Source organism: Oscillibacter sp. KLE 1745 (assembly GCF_000469445.2).
In the GTDB taxonomy this organism is placed as follows: domain Bacteria; phylum Bacillota; class Clostridia; order Oscillospirales; family Oscillospiraceae; genus Oscillibacter; species Oscillibacter welbionis.
Genome location: NZ_KI271700.1, coordinates 1 through 14,478 on the forward strand (window position 1 = coordinate 1; position 14,478 = coordinate 14,478).

General features: G+C 62.9%; 14 protein-coding genes. 4 read left to right on the forward strand and 10 right to left on the reverse strand.

The genetic code is table 11. The features are described 5' to 3' along the window. Both HMPREF1546_RS04735 and HMPREF1546_RS04740 read left to right on the forward strand, forming a co-directional pair. Positions 1–742 (forward strand): DnaD domain protein (locus HMPREF1546_RS04735; RefSeq protein ID WP_021751741.1); only part of this gene is annotated, 742 nt, incomplete at its 5' end. A 6-nt stretch (positions 743–748) separates the two neighbouring features. Beyond that, positions 749–1,747, forward strand: coding sequence for an ATP-binding protein (locus HMPREF1546_RS04740; protein WP_036630945.1), 999 nt, complete (start codon positions 749–751; stop codon positions 1,745–1,747). Positions 1,748–1,809: 62 nt separating this feature from the next. Here HMPREF1546_RS04740 and ileS read toward each other — a convergent pair whose 3' ends face one another. From ileS to HMPREF1546_RS04780, 9 genes are all read right to left on the reverse strand, one after another. Continuing rightward, positions 1,810–4,617 (reverse strand): isoleucine--tRNA ligase, encoded by a 2,808-nt coding sequence (gene ileS, locus HMPREF1546_RS04745; protein ID WP_021750459.1) that lies wholly within the window; start codon positions 4,615–4,617, stop codon positions 1,810–1,812. Between the two features lie 36 nt (positions 4,618–4,653). Further along, on the reverse strand, positions 4,654–4,857 hold the full coding sequence (locus HMPREF1546_RS19865) for a PF20097 family protein (protein WP_021750458.1): 204 nt from the start codon (positions 4,855–4,857) through the stop codon (positions 4,654–4,656). 22 nt (positions 4,858–4,879) lie between these two features. Further along, entirely contained in the window at positions 4,880–5,152 is a 273-nt protein-coding gene (locus tag HMPREF1546_RS19870) for a PF20097 family protein (RefSeq protein WP_036630943.1), read from the reverse strand. A 356-nt stretch (positions 5,153–5,508) separates the two neighbouring features. Further along, positions 5,509–6,843, reverse strand: coding sequence for a hypothetical protein (locus HMPREF1546_RS04760; RefSeq protein WP_021750456.1), 1,335 nt, complete (start codon positions 6,841–6,843; stop codon positions 5,509–5,511). Between the two features lie 63 nt (positions 6,844–6,906). Further along, entirely contained in the window at positions 6,907–7,077 is a 171-nt protein-coding gene (locus tag HMPREF1546_RS19140) for a hypothetical protein (protein ID WP_170180091.1), read from the reverse strand. A 102-nt stretch (positions 7,078–7,179) separates the two neighbouring features. Further along, positions 7,180–7,830 (reverse strand): N-acetylmuramoyl-L-alanine amidase family protein, encoded by a 651-nt coding sequence (locus HMPREF1546_RS04765; protein WP_021750454.1) that lies wholly within the window; start codon positions 7,828–7,830, stop codon positions 7,180–7,182. Continuing rightward, on the reverse strand, positions 7,827–9,803 hold the full coding sequence (locus HMPREF1546_RS04770) for an ABC transporter permease (protein WP_021750453.1): 1,977 nt from the start codon (positions 9,801–9,803) through the stop codon (positions 7,827–7,829). Before HMPREF1546_RS04770 ends, HMPREF1546_RS04765 begins: the two co-directional genes overlap by 4 nt. Next, the gene (locus HMPREF1546_RS04775; protein WP_021750452.1) at positions 9,778–10,674 is read right to left on the reverse strand and encodes an ABC transporter ATP-binding protein; all 897 of its coding nucleotides are present in this window, start codon (positions 10,672–10,674) and stop codon (positions 9,778–9,780) included. Before HMPREF1546_RS04775 ends, HMPREF1546_RS04770 begins: the two co-directional genes overlap by 26 nt. Then, on the reverse strand, positions 10,671–11,033 hold the full coding sequence (locus HMPREF1546_RS04780) for a GntR family transcriptional regulator (protein ID WP_021750451.1): 363 nt from the start codon (positions 11,031–11,033) through the stop codon (positions 10,671–10,673). Before HMPREF1546_RS04780 ends, HMPREF1546_RS04775 begins: the two co-directional genes overlap by 4 nt. 295 nt (positions 11,034–11,328) lie before the next feature. On the opposite strand from HMPREF1546_RS04780, the gene rpsO reads away from it, so the two are divergent. Next, entirely contained in the window at positions 11,329–11,595 is a 267-nt protein-coding gene (rpsO, locus tag HMPREF1546_RS04785) for a 30S ribosomal protein S15 (RefSeq protein WP_021750449.1), read from the forward strand. Positions 11,596–11,768: 173 nt separating this feature from the next. Then, a complete protein-coding gene (locus HMPREF1546_RS04790) occupies positions 11,769–13,919 on the forward strand; it encodes a polyribonucleotide nucleotidyltransferase (RefSeq protein WP_021750448.1) in 2,151 nt (716 codons plus the stop codon). 137 nt (positions 13,920–14,056) lie between these two features. Here the strand turns inward: HMPREF1546_RS04790 and HMPREF1546_RS19145 are convergent. Continuing rightward, a partial coding sequence (locus tag HMPREF1546_RS19145; RefSeq protein ID WP_021751743.1) for an S-layer homology domain-containing protein occupies positions 14,057–14,478 on the reverse strand: 422 nt, incomplete at its 5' end.

A 14,478-nucleotide genomic window follows, 5' to 3' on the forward strand; every position in this document is an offset into this window, starting at 1 on the left:
CGAGGCGGCGGAGACCGCCCTGCGGGAGCTGGGCCTGGTGGCCCCCGCGGAGACGCCGCCCGCCCCGGCGGAGGAGCGGCCCGTCTATCAGCGCGCCGACGTGGCGGAGCGGCTAGAGCACAGCAAGGCGTTCCAGGCCCTCACCCGGCAGGTGGAGGTGAAGCTGGGCAAAAAGCTGACCACCCCGGACGTGGGGATCCTGCTGGGACTGACGGACTATCTGGGCCTGCCGGAGGGCGTGGTCTATCTGCTGGTGTGCCACTGTGTAGAGCGGGTGCAGCGCCGATTCGGCGAGGGCCGCCGCCCCGGCATGAAGCAGATCGAAAAGGAGGGCTACGCCTGGGCCCGCATGGGGATCGACACCCAGGCGGCGGCGGATGCCTATCTCCGGACCTATGCCCAGCGCCAGGGGGTCCTGCCCCAGTATATGAAGGCGCTGCAGCTGGGGGACCGGCCCCCCGCGCCTTCGGAGGAGAAGTACATCCTCGCCTGGCAGGAGATGGGCTTTGGCCCGGAGGCCGTGGCCCTGGCCTATGACAAAACGGTGCTGAAGTGCCATGAGCTGAAGTGGGCCTATTGCAACGGCATTTTGAAGAAGTGGAACGAGGCGGGCCTCCACACGGTGGAGGAGATTCAGGCGGGGGACCGTCCGGCGGCCCGCAGGGGGGACCAGCAGTCCCCCAGGGACACGGAGACGGAGATGCGCAGATATATGCAGGAGCTGCATCGGAACAGGAGGTGATGAGCGGTGGCGTATGACGGAAAGGTGATGCGCTTGGCCCTCCAGCGGTTCGAGGAGGACCGCCAGAGGCGGCAGGCCCAGTATCAGGAGCGGCGGGAACGGATTTTTGCCCGCCAGCCACGCCTGCGGGAGATCGACGGGGAGCTTCGCTCCACCATGAGCCGCATCATCACCAGTGCGCTCCGCCACGGCACGGACCCCCGGTCCGCGGTGGCAGTGCTGCGGGATGAAAATCTGAGCCTCCAGGCAGAGAAGCGGGAGCTTCTGCAGAAGATGGGCCTGCCGGAGGATGCTCTGGAGGAGACGCCCGCCTGCGCCCTCTGCGGGGACACGGGCTACCGCAACGGCCGGGTGTGCCGCTGCCTGCGGGGCTATTACGCCCGGGAGCAGCAGAAGGAGCTGTCCCGGATGCTGGACCTGGGGCACCAGAGCTTTGACACCTTCTCCACAGACTGGTACCCGGACCGCTATGACCCGAACATCGGCGTCACCGTCCGGCAGCACATGGAGATGATCTACGACATCTGCGCGGATTTTGCCCACCAGTTCGGCAAGCGCCCGGCGAACCTCCTGCTCTTCGGCGCACCCGGACTGGGAAAGACCCACCTCTCCGCCGCCATTGCCCGGGAGGTCAGCGAGAAGGGGCATTCGGTGGTTTATGACACCGCGGGCCACATCTTCGCACAATTCGAGCAGCAGAAGTTCACCCGGGAAGAGGAGGCCGACGACCACGTGGAGCGAGTGCTGAACTGCGATCTGCTGATTCTGGACGATCTGGGATCCGAGATGACCACATCCTTCGTTCAGAGCGCCCTGTACCAGATTGTCAACACCCGCCAGATGGAGCGCCGCTCCACCATCATCAGCACAAACCTGACGCCGGGAGAGCTGGCCCGGCGGTACACGCCCCAGATCGCCTCCCGGATTGAAGGGGAATATACCCTGCTGCCCTTTGCGGGAGAGGATATCCGGAAGCTGAAAAAGGAACGTGCCCGGGGGAATTGAATCGACATGGAAAAAGGTCCCGGCCAATGGCCGGGACCTTTTTGACTGCTGTTTTCGGATGGTCAGAACTGGGGGAGTTTCCGCACCACGGCGGCGCAGCGGGCGCAGAGGGTGGGGTGATCCGCGTCGGCGCCCACAGTGGGGCTGTGCATCCAGCACCGCTCGCACTTGTCGCCTCTGGCCTCGCTGACTTCCACGGTGAGGCCGGGGAAGTTGGCACCCTGGCCCACAGTGGAGGCGGCATCGGGCTCCGCACTGGAGACCTGGCAGTCGGAGACGATGAAGAGCTCTGCCAGGTTCAGGCCCATCACCTGCACCAGGGCGGCAGACGCCGCGTCGTCCCCAGCGTGGAGGGCCACGTGGGCCTCCAGGGCCTTGCCGATTTTCTTCTCGGCCCGGGCGGCCTCCAGCACGGCGTTCACGTCGTCGCGCAGCTTTTCCACGGCGGACCACTTCTCCATGGCGGTCTCATCCAGGGCGTAGTCGGTGAAGGGCTTGTTCATGTCGTTGAACACCACGTTCCGACCATCGTCGCCGCTGCGGTGGGGCATAGAGAGCCAGATCTCATCGCAGGTGAAGCACAGGATGGGGGCCATCAGCTTGGTCATGGTGTCCAGAATCAGGAACAGGGCGGTCTGGGCGCTGCGGCGCTTGGCGCCGTCCTTTTCCTCGCAGTACAGACGGTCCTTGATGATGTCCAGATAGAAGTTGGACATGTCCACCACGCAGAAGTCGTTCACCGCGTGGGTGACCACCAGGAACTCATAGTCGTTGTACGCCTTGGCGCACTTCTCCATCAGGGCGTTCAGGCGGGTGACGGCCCAGCGGTCCAGTTCCTCCATCTCCGCGGGCGCCGTCAGCTGGTCGGCGTCAAAGCCGTCCAGATTGCCCAGGCAGTACCGGGCGGTGTTGCGGAACTTGAGGTAGTTCTGGCTGAGCTGCTTGAAGATCTCGTGAGAGCAGCGGACGTCGGCGTGGTAGTCGGCGCTGGCGGCCCACAGGCGCAGCAGGTCCGCGCCATACTGGTTGATGATCTCTGCCGGGTCCATGCCATTGCCCAGGGACTTGTGCATGGCTCTGCCCTCGCCGTCCACGGTCCAGCCGTGGGTGACGCACTCCTTGAAGGGCGCGCCCTGGCCGAAGGCGCCCACGGCGGTCAGCAGCGCCGACTGGAACCAGCCGCGGTACTGGTCCAGGCCCTCCAGATACATGGTGGCGGGCCAGAAGCCCTGGTCCTTCTTCATGGCGGCGAAGTGGGAGGAACCGGAGTCGAACCAGCCGTCCAGGGTATCGGTCTCCTTGGTGAAGCCGGCTTTGGCACCGCAGTGGGGGCAGGCGAAGCCCTCCGGCAGGATCTCCTCCGCCTCCTTGGCGAACCAGGCGTTGGAGCCTTCGGCGGCGAAGAGCTTGGAGATGGCGTCGATGGTCTCATCGGTGCAGATGGGCTTGCCGCAGTCCTTGCAGTAGAACACGGGAATGGGCAGGCCCCACTTGCGCTGGCGGGAGATGCACCAATCGTTGCGCTCTCGGATCATGGACTTCATCCGGTCAATGCCCCAGCCGGGCACCCAGCGCACATCGTCGCACGCGGCGACGGCCTGTTCCTTGAAGGACTCCACGGAGCAGAACCACTGGGGCGTGGCCCGGAAGATGATGGGGCCCTTGCAGCGCCAGCAGTGGGGATAGCTGTGGATGATGTCCTCGCTGGCGAAGAGCATGCCGCTCTCCTTCATGTCCGCCAGGATGACGGGGTTGGACTCATCGGTCTTCATACCGGCGTACTTGCCGGCGTACTCCGTGTGGCGGCCCTGGTCGTCCACGGGAACTACCATCTCCACGCCGTAGCGCTTGCAGGTCTCGTAGTCATCCGCGCCGAAGCCGGGGGCCGTGTGGACGCAGCCGGTGCCGGAGTCCATGGTGACGTAATCCGCCAGCAGCAGGCGGGAGGTCTTGGGCAGGAAGGGGTGGTCCGCCAGCATGTTCTCAAAGAAGGCGCCGGGATGGGTCTCCGCCACCTCCCAGGTGTCGAAGCCGCCCAAGTGCATGACCTTCTCCACCAAAGCCTCGGCCATGATATAGGCCTCGCCGTTGGGGGCCTTCACCACAGCGTAGGACTCGTCGGGATGCAGGGCGATGGCCAGGTTGCCCGGCAGGGTCCAGATGGTGGTGGTCCAGATCACGAAGAACAGCTTGTCATAACCGGAAAGCTTTCCGCAATCGTCGTGCATGGGGAACTTCACATACACAGTGGTGCAAGGGTCGTCCTGATACTCGATCTCCGCCTCCGCCAGGGCGGTCTCGTCGTGGGGGCACCAGTAGACGGGCTTGAAATCCTTGTAGATATAGCCCTTCTTGTACATGGCACCGAACACCTTCACCTCCTCAGCCTCAAAGCCGGGGTTCATGGTGAGGTAGGGGTGCTCCCAGTCGCCGATGACGCCCATGCGCTTGAAGGCGTCCATCTGCACGCCCACATAATGCTGGGCAAAGTCATGGCAGGCGGAGCGGAAGTCCGGAATGCTCATAGCCTTGTGGTTCAGCTTGTTCTGCTTGATAATGGCGGACTCGATGGGCATACCGTGGTTGTCCCAGCCGGGGATATAGGGGGTGTAGTAGCCCCGCATGGCGTAGGATCGGGTGATGATATCCTTGAGGGCCTTGTTCATGGCGGTGCCCATGTGGATGCCGCCGTTGGAAAAGGGCGGGCCGTCGTGGAGATTGAAGAGGGGCTTGCCCTCGTTCTTCTTCAGCAGCTCGTTGTACACGTCCTGCTCCTGCCAGCGCTTGAGCATCTCCGGCTCCCGCTTGGGCAGGCCCGCCCGCATGGGGAAGTCGGTCTTGGGCAGATTGATGGTCTTGTTGTAGTCCATATCTTTCCTCCTATTTCCATTCTGTTTGCTGAATTTTTATTGATATTGGGTAATGACGGTTTTACAGCTCCGGCAGAGGTAAGCCCGGGGGCGGACAACCAGCCCCAGCTTTCCACCCAGAAGCAAATCTCCCTTCCTGGCGGGAAGGGGAAGGCCTGACACCTCCTCTGACCAGAAAACGGGGGAGCGGCTGCTGAGAAAGCCCTCCTGCATTTGCTGCTGACAATACGGACACTTCATAAAGCTCCTCCTGTTCCAGCTCCTATTTGCTATCTTTTTTGGAGGTTTCAATCAAGCTGCACGGGAAGGTGACAAGGCCGCATTCCCGGCAGAGCATGGCATGGGGAAATTCCGGGAACGGATCCCGTGTAAACACGCTGGTGGTGTCATCGCCAATGGGGCCCAGCTCCACGGTGTCTGTGGGGGCCCGAAAGAATCGGAGCTCCTGCTGCGTCCAGAAAGGGTAATTCCGGGTGTGCAGAGTTCCCTCTTCCATTTCCTTTCCGCAGTTTGGGCATTTCACCAGAATACACATCCCTTCAGAAAACAAAAACGCCTTGCCTCTTTTTCAAGAGACAAAGCGTTTGCAAACACTCTGCGGTACCACTCTCGCTGCTGCGCCCTTGCGGGAAACAGCCCCTCACAGCCCGCTGCCACGGGCCGATGCTGTAACGGGCATCAATCGTCCACGCTTACTCGCGTCGTCTTTCAGCAGGAGGCTCCAAGGTGATTTTCGCCGCAGCTCCCGTCCGCCTTGCACCAAACGGCGGCTCTCTTTGCAGGAGGGATGCCGGTTACTCGTCCTTTTCCACGCCGGAATGTTCCATTTACCGGACTATCGTATCACATTTTCGCCGTTTGTCAAGGCGGTTTTTGCAAAAGATACCCGTTTTAGCCCGGGGCGACCGTATCCGGGACCAAATCCCATCCCAGCCATCGGCCCTGCGCGTCATAGTTCCGGGCGGTGCGGCTGGCCCGGCAGTAGAGCTCCAGCACATCGTGACAGTATGCGGGCAGGGAGCCGACACCGGTGGACACCATCCGGCAGTTGCCCTCTATGCCGTCCAGGCGGCAGATGCCCTCGGCGTCCAGGGACCAGGAAAAGGAGTTCCCGGCCTGCGGATCGGAGAAGGTGACGGTATAGGTGGTCTCCGCATCCAGCGGCGCATCGGTGGGGACGATCACCGCCCCCTTCGAGGAGGGATATGGGCTGTTCCAGAGAAGGGACCAGAGATCCAGATAGGCCGCCTCCCCGGCACCGTCCATGGTCCAGCCGTCGGGGCCGGTAATGGACACATGGGGCAGGGCGGCCCCGCCAGCTGTGGGATCTGAAAGGGGGACTGTGTCTTCCAGCGAGGCCGGGACATAGACAAGGTCCATCTCAATCTCCAGGGCACCGTCCCGAAACGTCACGGCGCAGAACTGTTCCTGATCCTCGTCCGTGCCGTGATAGCGGTAGATCAGCCGGACCGGGCCGGGCCCCTCCTGCTCCACCGCAGCCAGGAACAGGCCCGATGCGTCGATGTATTCGGACGGCGTCACACAACAGATGGCGCCGTCTGTCCGCCGGAAGTAAAAGGAAAACGCGCCCTGCCACTCGGCGATCTCCCAGACCAGTTCCGCCGTTCCGTCCCCGTCCAGGTCCAGGGCCACCGGGTCCATCCTGGCGGTGAGGACCTGCAAGTCCCCGGCAGTGTCGAACCAGTAGTAATCATAGGAGTAAACGCCGGAGCAGTGCCCGTCGGTCCGCAGCAGAAAGCCATCGTGCCCCAGAATACCGGAGCAGGCGGTAAGGGCGGCGGTTTCCGCGTAATTGGGGCCCTGGTCTGCGCCGCGGTACAGGCGGGCAAATCGGATCCACCCGGCGCCAGGGCGCAAAAAAGCGCCATCGATCAGGCCCTCCGCTGTAACGTAGAGCCTGACGATGGTGTTGTCTTTTAATGTACATTCCGCCAGAACGGATGCCATCTCCGCCTGGTCCACAGGGTCCAGGGTGCCGCCCCCCACCCGGACGGGATTGGCAGACGCCCGGGTATCCACCGGCTCCAGGTCCAACAGGGAGATAATCTGGACCGGCGTCTCTTCATAGAGCAGGGATTCCTCCTCCAGCGTCTGCGGAGGAGGGACTTCGCCGGGCGGAGCGGCGGGGGAGCGGGCGGCGGCAAAGACCGTCAGTGCGGTGGCCAGCAGGAGACACAGCAGTGCTGGCCCGCGTTTTTGCCACATGGATCAAAAAGCCTCCTTAGGCGGCTGAAGCCGCCGGGATATGGACGAAAAGGCCCCGCAGGGTCATTGATAACGGTATTGCTTGCAGGCGTATTGGTCCACGCAGCTCAAAAACATCTCGTGGCTGCGGAACTCCAGCAGCTGGCAGTCCTTCTCCTCGTGGAAGGAGACAATGCGCCGCTTGGTATCCACCCACATGCGCCAGAGCGTGGCGGCAGCCGGATTTTGCTCCATGGAAAAAGGCCCCCTTTGATGTAAAATCTCCCTCTGCTTTATAAGACGATCAAGAATGCCGTTTTGTTTCACGGAGGACCAAAAAATTTTTGAAGCTCCGTGTCAGGAGACTTCGGTCTGGCGCTCCATCTCTGCTGCAACGTCTGCCCGGAAGGCATCCCAGGCATCCGGATGCTCCACATAATAGAGGGGACACAGCTTCTCCGTCACGTCGTAGTGGCGGATCACATCAGTGTCCGGATCCAGATCGAAGGTCCGGCACAGCCAGGCCGTCAGCTCCACCACCTGCTGGTAGGCGGCCGGGGAGAATGCCCCGGTCTCGTCCGGGTGGCAGACCTCGATGGCCACGGTGTCCTCGTTGCGGATATTGGAGGCGTAGGCGATCTCCGTCAGGGGAATGCACTGGATGACCTCACCCTCCAGCCCCACGATGAAGTGGCTGGAGGCGTATGTCTCCGTCTCCCCAGAGGACAGGGATTCAAAGTAGTTCCGGTTGGCCTTCGCCGTGGTGCCGGGGTTGCCCACGTAGTGGATCACAATCCCATCGATCTTCTCCAGGGGCGTGCCGGGCCGGGACCAGGGGTTCACGGTGAGGAGGTCCGCCTGCACATAGTCCGGCACCTCCACGCCCTCTCCCGGAAGGCCCCGGCCGGCCCACAGCCAGACGGCGGCGCCCACAGCGGCAAAGATCAGCAGCAGGCATAAAGCGGCAAAACGGGGATTCCGGCGCCGCCGCGTTCTTGCCCCCCTCATGCCGGGGAGACCATGGCGGAAGTGGTGTCCTCCGTGTAGACCACCGCATTCTCACCCGTGTGCGGAACCTCCTGCCAGATGGAGGAGCCGTCCGCCCCATAGTCCTCCGGATACAGCTGCCGGTAGGTGACGAGATCTGCCCTCGTCACCAGGCCGAGGCGCTCCAGGCAGTCCACCGTCTCCGTCATGGCAGGGGTCACATGGACAGAGATCCAGTCGTAACGCTCCTTGTCTGCACTTTCAAAGTCCAGCCCCAGGTCCATGGCATAGCTGCTGCCGCTGTCGCCGGAGAACCAGTCGTAATCCCCCCAGTTCCCGGCGGTCAGATCCCGGCCCACTGCCTTGAGAATGGCGTCACCCTCCCGGCTGCCCAGTTCGTAGCCCTCGCCACGAGTGTCAATGTACAGGCTGCCGCCGCTCACCGTCCAGAAATCGTCATCCAGATGGAGGCGCCGGGCTTTTACAGTATCGCTGTTCACGAACTGGTCCAGCAGATAATCATAGGTCTCTGGCTGGGCCAGTCGGTCCCGGGTAATGAGCAGGGAGTACCAGCGGTCTATCCGGGTGCCGCTTTTCAGAGTATAGGTGAGATTCAGGCCGGTGTATGCCGTGTTGGGGGTCTCATCCTCAGACCAGGTGGAAGATCTGCGGGCCTCCATCTCCCGAACATAGGATTCGTCGGCAACCACCGTTTGATGGAGGGCCCTGACCTGCTCCAGCAGGTCCGCGTCCTTCTCCGGCGTGAGCGTGTAGGTGTTGTCGGCAATCCGGATCTCCAGGGTCTGGATCTGGGAGGCCTCCGGCACCCGGTCCGCCACACCCAGCAGGTCGAAATGCAGCACACAGCAGACCAGGGCACAGCCCGCCAGCACAATGCCCAGGCCCTTCCAGCTGCCCCGGAACACCTTGAAGGCCTTGGCCAGCAGCATGGAGGCGCCGTAATACCCGATGGCCCCTGCCGCCAGCAGGCAGACCACCATGGGCAGCGTGTCGTAGTATTCCCCCTGCTGGAAGCCATACCAGAACAGGGAGTAGAGGAACTGGCCGCCCAGCAGGGCACAGAGCCCTGCCACACCGTACCGGAACACCGGCCGCAGCCAGCCCACGGCCACCACGTCGCCGGCGGTCTCACTGCGGCGCCTGCGGTAGAGGATGAGGGCCAGGGCAGCCAGCGCCAGTCCTACCAGGGCGTAGACGCCGATCAGCCAGAAGCTCTCCAGGTCTGCGGAGGTCAAAAGGCGGGAGGTGTAAGGCGTTCCATCGGGGAACGTCTGCTGGACCTCCACATACTGCCGGACGCACCGGACGTTGTTGACCAGATACACGGTGGGGGAGAGCCACTCCACCACCCCGGTGTAATAAGTGGAAAAGCCGAAGATGAACCCTTGGGCGAAGGAGGAGATCAGCCAGTCCAGCAGCACCGCCAGGAAGTGGAGCAGGGCGTACAGCGGCGGCATGGTGAAGGCGTTGCCGGTGATGAAGGCCACGAAGGTGGCGCTGGAGAAGTAGAAGAAGCTCTCACCCAGCACTGCCAGGACGGTGACGGCCAGCCCCTTGGCGTCAAAGGCCCCGCCGCACAGGGAGACCACGACGCACAGGACCCCGGTGACCGCGTAGGGAATCAGGGTCATGGAGAGGCCGGAGAGGAAGTTGGTGAGGAACAGCCCTTCCCGCCGGATAGGCAGGGTGTGCATCAGCCCCACGCTGCGGGCGTTGTATAGATAGCTCCACACCGCCATGGCACAGAGGGCGGCGTAGACCAGATTGATGACGGGCACGGCGCTCACCGCATCATAGTACATACCGGTGAAGTCCGGTGCGGAGAGGACGTTCCAGCCCCGGTGCACCATATCCAGCAGCACCGCCAGAGGGAACAGAGCGCCGACAAAGGACGCCAGGCCCCACAGCGGCCAGAACCGGGTCAGGTTCTTGCGGAACAGCGTGGCGTTAAAGTACGATGTCTTTGACTGCATAGTCCGCACCTCCCAGCTCATAAATAAAGATCTCCTCCAGGGTCAGGGGCACTGCGTCCACCAGCAGGGGACTGTACGCCGCCAGACGGTCCTCTGCCTCCTGGGCGCTCATCCGCATGATGAAGGTATGGATGCGGCCGATTTGGCTGGCGTGGAGCACCGGCAGGTCCGACGGCACCTCCGTCATCCCGTCGGGGAACACCACCTGCAGCTTTACCATGTTGTCCTGCAGCTGGGCCAGGGACCGCTCCAGCAGCACGCGGCCGTGGTCCATGATGCCCACGTGGTCGCAGACGTCCTCCAGCTCCCGCAGGTTGTGGGAAGAAACCAGCACCGTGGTGCCTCGCTGGGCCACATCCGCCAGCACCAGAGACCACACCTGCCGGCGCATCACCGGGTCCAGACCGTCCACCGGCTCATCCAGGATCAGGTAGTCCGGCATGCAGCACAGGGCCAGCCAGAAGGCCGCCTGCTTCTGCATACCCTTGCTGAGGCGGCGGATAGGCCGTTTTTCATCCAGCTGAAAGACCTCCTTCAGCTTTTCATACCGCTCCATGGAAAAAGCGGGATAAAATCCGCGGTAAAAGCGCATCATATCCCGAATGGAGGACTGAAGGAAGTAGTACCAGTCGTCAGGGATGGCGGCGATCCGCGCCTTCAGAGCGGCGTTCTCCCACACATCCTCGCCGCCGATGCGCACCGTGCCCGCGTCCTGGCGGAAGATGCCCGTCAGGTGGCGGATCAGGGTGGACTTACCGGCGCCGTTGGGACCCACCAGGCCGTAGACGCTGCCCGCCGGCACCGACAGCGCGGCGCCGTCCAGGGCTGCGAAGCCGTCGAACCGCTTCACCAGGCCATTCACTTCGATCATGACGGACGCGCCTCCTTCACCAGATTCAGCAGCTCCTGCTGGCTTACCCCTAGATACCGCAGCTCGGAGAGGAGCTCCCGCACCTGGGTCAGCAGCTCCGCCCGCCGGGCGGAGTCCGCCGCCGCGAACGCGGCGGCGAAGCTTCCCTTGCCGGGGACCGAGTAGATGTATCCCTCGCCCTCCAGCTCGTTATAAGCTCGCTGGATGGTATTGGGATTGATGGCCAGCTGGGCGGCCAGCGCCCGCACTGAGGGCAGCTTTTCGTCCGCGCTCAGCGCACCGGTGACGATCAGCTTCCGCAGTCCGTCCCGGATCTGCTCGTAAATGGGCCGGGAGTCCCGATAATTCAGGCTGATCATCCGCTCACCTTCCCTTCCGCGGGGCTGCGGTGCAGCCCCTGCAACTGTATTAACCGTATTAGTACGGTTAGATTATCATGAGAAGAAGCGGTTTGTCAAGCCCATTCGGGGGACAAAAACGGGGAATTTTCCGCCGATCCGGGGAAAACTCCACATTTTTATCTTTACAACTGGGAATTTCTGTGGTATCATGCAACAGCACGTGTATGTGCGGCCCCAGCCCTTCGCTCCGTGGACTTTCACCGATCCCGGGGCGCAGCCCTGCGGGTATATATGAAGAAAGGTGGAAATTTTCATGCTGCGCAAAGAACAGAAGACCGCGATCATCGACGCCAACCGCACCCACGAGGGGGACACCGGCTCTCCCGAGGTCCAGGTGGCCATCCTCACCGAGCGGATCAACGTGCTGACCGAGCACATGCGGAACAACCCCCAGGACAAGCATTCCAACCGCGGCCTGCTGCAGATGGTCGGCAAGCGCCGCCGTCTGCTGGACTACCTCCAGAAGAAGGACATCGAGCGCTATCGTGCCCTCATCGCCAAGCTGGGCATCCGGAAGTGAGTCAATGTGGAGGGTGGTGCGCCTTTGCCGCACCACCCTCTTCCCGCATTCTTTCAACGCCCGCGGGCAGGCCGATCTTTTAGCAGTTGAAGGAGGGACCGGGGATCCGGCCGTTGCTTCAAGTGCTAAATGGTTTGGCTCCCGCGGAGATCATACGAAAAAGGAGACCAGACATGTCAACCATTATCACCAAGAGACAATTCCCCAACTACCACAAGTACGAGATGGAGCTGGCGGGCCGCCCCCTGACCATGGAGGTGGGCAAGCTGGCGGAGCTGGCCAACGCCGCCGTCATGGTGGGCTACGGCGACACCCGGGTGCTCTGCTGCGTCACTGCGGCGCCCCGCCCCCGGGACGGCATCGACTTCCTCCCCCTGAGCGTAGATTTTGAGGAGAAGCTGTACTCCGTGGGCCGCATCCCCGGTTCCTTCAACCGGCGGGAGGGCCGCCCCGGCGAGAAGGGCATCCTAACCAGCCGTGTCATCGACCGGCCCATCCGGCCCCTGTTCCCCTCCGACTTCCGCAATGACGTGTCCGTCATGTGCACGGTCATGAGCGTGGACCACGACTGCACGCCGGAGATCGCCGCCCTGATCGGCACCTCCGCCGCCCTGGCCATCTCCGACATCCCCTGGAACGGCCCCGTGGGCGCCCTGAAGGTGGGCCTTGTGGACGGCAAGCTGGTGTTCAACCCCGACAGCGAGCAGCGCAAGGTCAGCGACCTGGACGTCACCGTGGTCTCCACCCGCAAAAAGGTGGTCATGATCGAGGCCGGCGCCAACGAGGTCCCCAACGACAAGATGTTCGAGGCCATCAAGATGGCCCATGAGGAGAATCAGAAGATCATCGCCCTGATCGATCAGATGGTCTCCGAGGTGGGCAAGCCCAAGTTTGAGTATCCTCACGCGGATTTCAACCAGGAGCTGTTCGACAAGATCGTGGCGGACTTCATGGACGAGGCCAAGGCCGCCATGGACACCGACGACAAGAACATCCGGGAGGCCCGCTGGAACGCCATGATCGAGAAGTGGCACGAGAAGTATCTGGAGGAATATCCGGATATGGACCAGTACCTGGAGGAGTTCACCTACAAGTTCCAGAAGAAGATCGTCAAGCAGTGGCTTCTGGAGGGCCACCGCGTGGACGGCCGCCAGAAGAACGAGATCCGGCCCCTGGCCGCCGAGGTGGGCGTGCTGCCCCGGACCCACGGCTCCGGCCTCTTCACCCGCGGCCAGACCCAGGTGCTTTCCGTCTGCACCCTGGACACCCTCTCCGCCAACCAGAAGCTGGACACCATCTGGGAGGAGACGGAGAAGCGGTATATGCACCACTACAACTTCCCCGGCTACTCCGTGGGCGAGGCCAAGCCTGCCCGTTCCCCCGGCCGCCGGGAGATCGGCCACGGTGCTCTGGCGGAGCGGGCTCTGGTGCCCGTGCTCCCCTCTGTGGAGGAGTTCCCCTACGCCATCCGCGTGGTTAGTGAGGTGCTGAGCTCCAACGGCTCCACCTCCCAGGGCTCCATCTGCGGCTCCACCCTGGCCCTGATGGACGCCGGCGTGCCCATCAAGGCCCCTGTGGCCGGCATCTCCTGCGGCCTGATCCAGGATGACGACGGCTCCTTCACCACCTTCATCGACATCCAGGGCGTGGAGGATTTCCACGGCGAGATGGACTTCAAGGTGGGCGGTACCAAGAAGGGCATCACCGCCATCCAGATGGACCTGAAGAACGACGGCCTGACCATGGAGATCATCAAGGAGGCCCTGGACATCACCTATGACGCCCGGTGCGAGATCCTGGATCAGATCATGCTGCCCGCCATCTCCGAGCCCCGCAAGGAGGTCAGCAAGTACGCGCCCAAGATGCTGACCATGCACATCGACCCCTCCAAGATCCGGGAGGTCATCGGCTCCGGCGGCAAGGTTATCCAGAAGATCGTGGCCGACACCGGCGCCAAGATCGACATCAACGACGACGGTTCCATCTTCATCGCCGGCGTGGACGCCGCCAGCTGCGACGCCGCCAAGAAGTGCATTGACGACATCGTGTTCGTCCCGGAGGTGGGCGCGCTGTACTACGGCCGCGTGGTGCGGCTGATGACCTTCGGCGCCTTCGTGGAACTGGCCCCCGGCAAGGACGGACTGGTCCACATCTCCAAGCTGGCGGACCACCGGATCGAGAAGGTGGAGGACGCCTGCAAGGTGGGCGACATGATGTGGGTGAAGGTCACCGACATTGACGAGAAGGGCCGTGTCAACCTCTCTCACAAGGATGCTGTGAAGGAGATCAAGGCCAAGGAAGCCGCCGGCGAGCGGATCAAATAACGAGGTCTCCATCCTGTTCCATTCCCTGTCAACTGGAAGCGTCCGGGCGCATCGTGTACCCGGACGCTTTTGACGAAAGACGGCGGCTGCCTCTGGCAGCCGCCGCCTTTTTTTCGTTGCCTGCAGTTCATCGTTCCCTACTTCGCGGAAGTCTCTGCCTGAGCGGCCCGATACAGGAATGTGGCGATCTGACCCCGGGTACAGGGAGTGTCCGGGGAGAATGTGGTCTCCGTGGTACCGCTGGCGACACCGTTCTCCACCGCCCACAACACCGCCTGGTCAGCGTACCAGTAGAGGGGCTGTCCGTGTCCGTCTCCGTCCCCGAAGGGGACGTCGGCAAAGGGAAATTCTCCTTCCATATCCGGGCTGCCGGCGGCGCGCCACAGGAAGAATACCGCGTCCAGCCGGGTACACACCGCATGGGGCGCAAAGGTCCCGAATCCCCACATATCCTTCTCTGCAGCCCACTGGACGGCTCCGTAGTAGTAGGCGCTGGGATCCGTCACATCCATGAACTGCTGTTCTGCCAGCGCGGGTTTCGGCTCGCCGGCCGCCCGCC

Excerpts from the sequence above, each read along its gene's own strand:
- HMPREF1546_RS04770 (WP_021750453.1), bottom strand. The coding sequence starts at position 9,803 with ATGCAGTCAAAGACATCGTACTTTAACGCCACGCTGTTCCGCAAGAAC.
- HMPREF1546_RS19140 (WP_170180091.1), bottom strand. The coding sequence starts at position 7,077 with ATGGAGCAAAATCCGGCTGCCGCCACGCTCTGGCGCATGTGGGTGGAT.
- HMPREF1546_RS04775 (WP_021750452.1), bottom strand. The coding sequence starts at position 10,674 with ATGATCGAAGTGAATGGCCTGGTGAAGCGGTTCGACGGCTTCGCAGCC.
- ileS (WP_021750459.1), bottom strand. The coding sequence starts at position 4,617 with ATGGACTACAACAAGACCATCAATCTGCCCAAGACCGACTTCCCCATG.
- HMPREF1546_RS04760 (WP_021750456.1), bottom strand. The coding sequence starts at position 6,843 with ATGTGGCAAAAACGCGGGCCAGCACTGCTGTGTCTCCTGCTGGCCACC.
- HMPREF1546_RS04765 (WP_021750454.1), bottom strand. The coding sequence starts at position 7,830 with ATGAGGGGGGCAAGAACGCGGCGGCGCCGGAATCCCCGTTTTGCCGCT.
- rpsO (WP_021750449.1), top strand. The coding sequence starts at position 11,329 with ATGCTGCGCAAAGAACAGAAGACCGCGATCATCGACGCCAACCGCACC.
- HMPREF1546_RS19865 (WP_021750458.1), bottom strand. The coding sequence starts at position 4,857 with ATGAAGTGTCCGTATTGTCAGCAGCAAATGCAGGAGGGCTTTCTCAGC.
- HMPREF1546_RS04780 (WP_021750451.1), bottom strand. The coding sequence starts at position 11,033 with ATGATCAGCCTGAATTATCGGGACTCCCGGCCCATTTACGAGCAGATC.
- HMPREF1546_RS19870 (WP_036630943.1), bottom strand. The coding sequence starts at position 5,152 with ATGTGTATTCTGGTGAAATGCCCAAACTGCGGAAAGGAAATGGAAGAG.
- HMPREF1546_RS04790 (WP_021750448.1), top strand. The coding sequence starts at position 11,769 with ATGTCAACCATTATCACCAAGAGACAATTCCCCAACTACCACAAGTAC.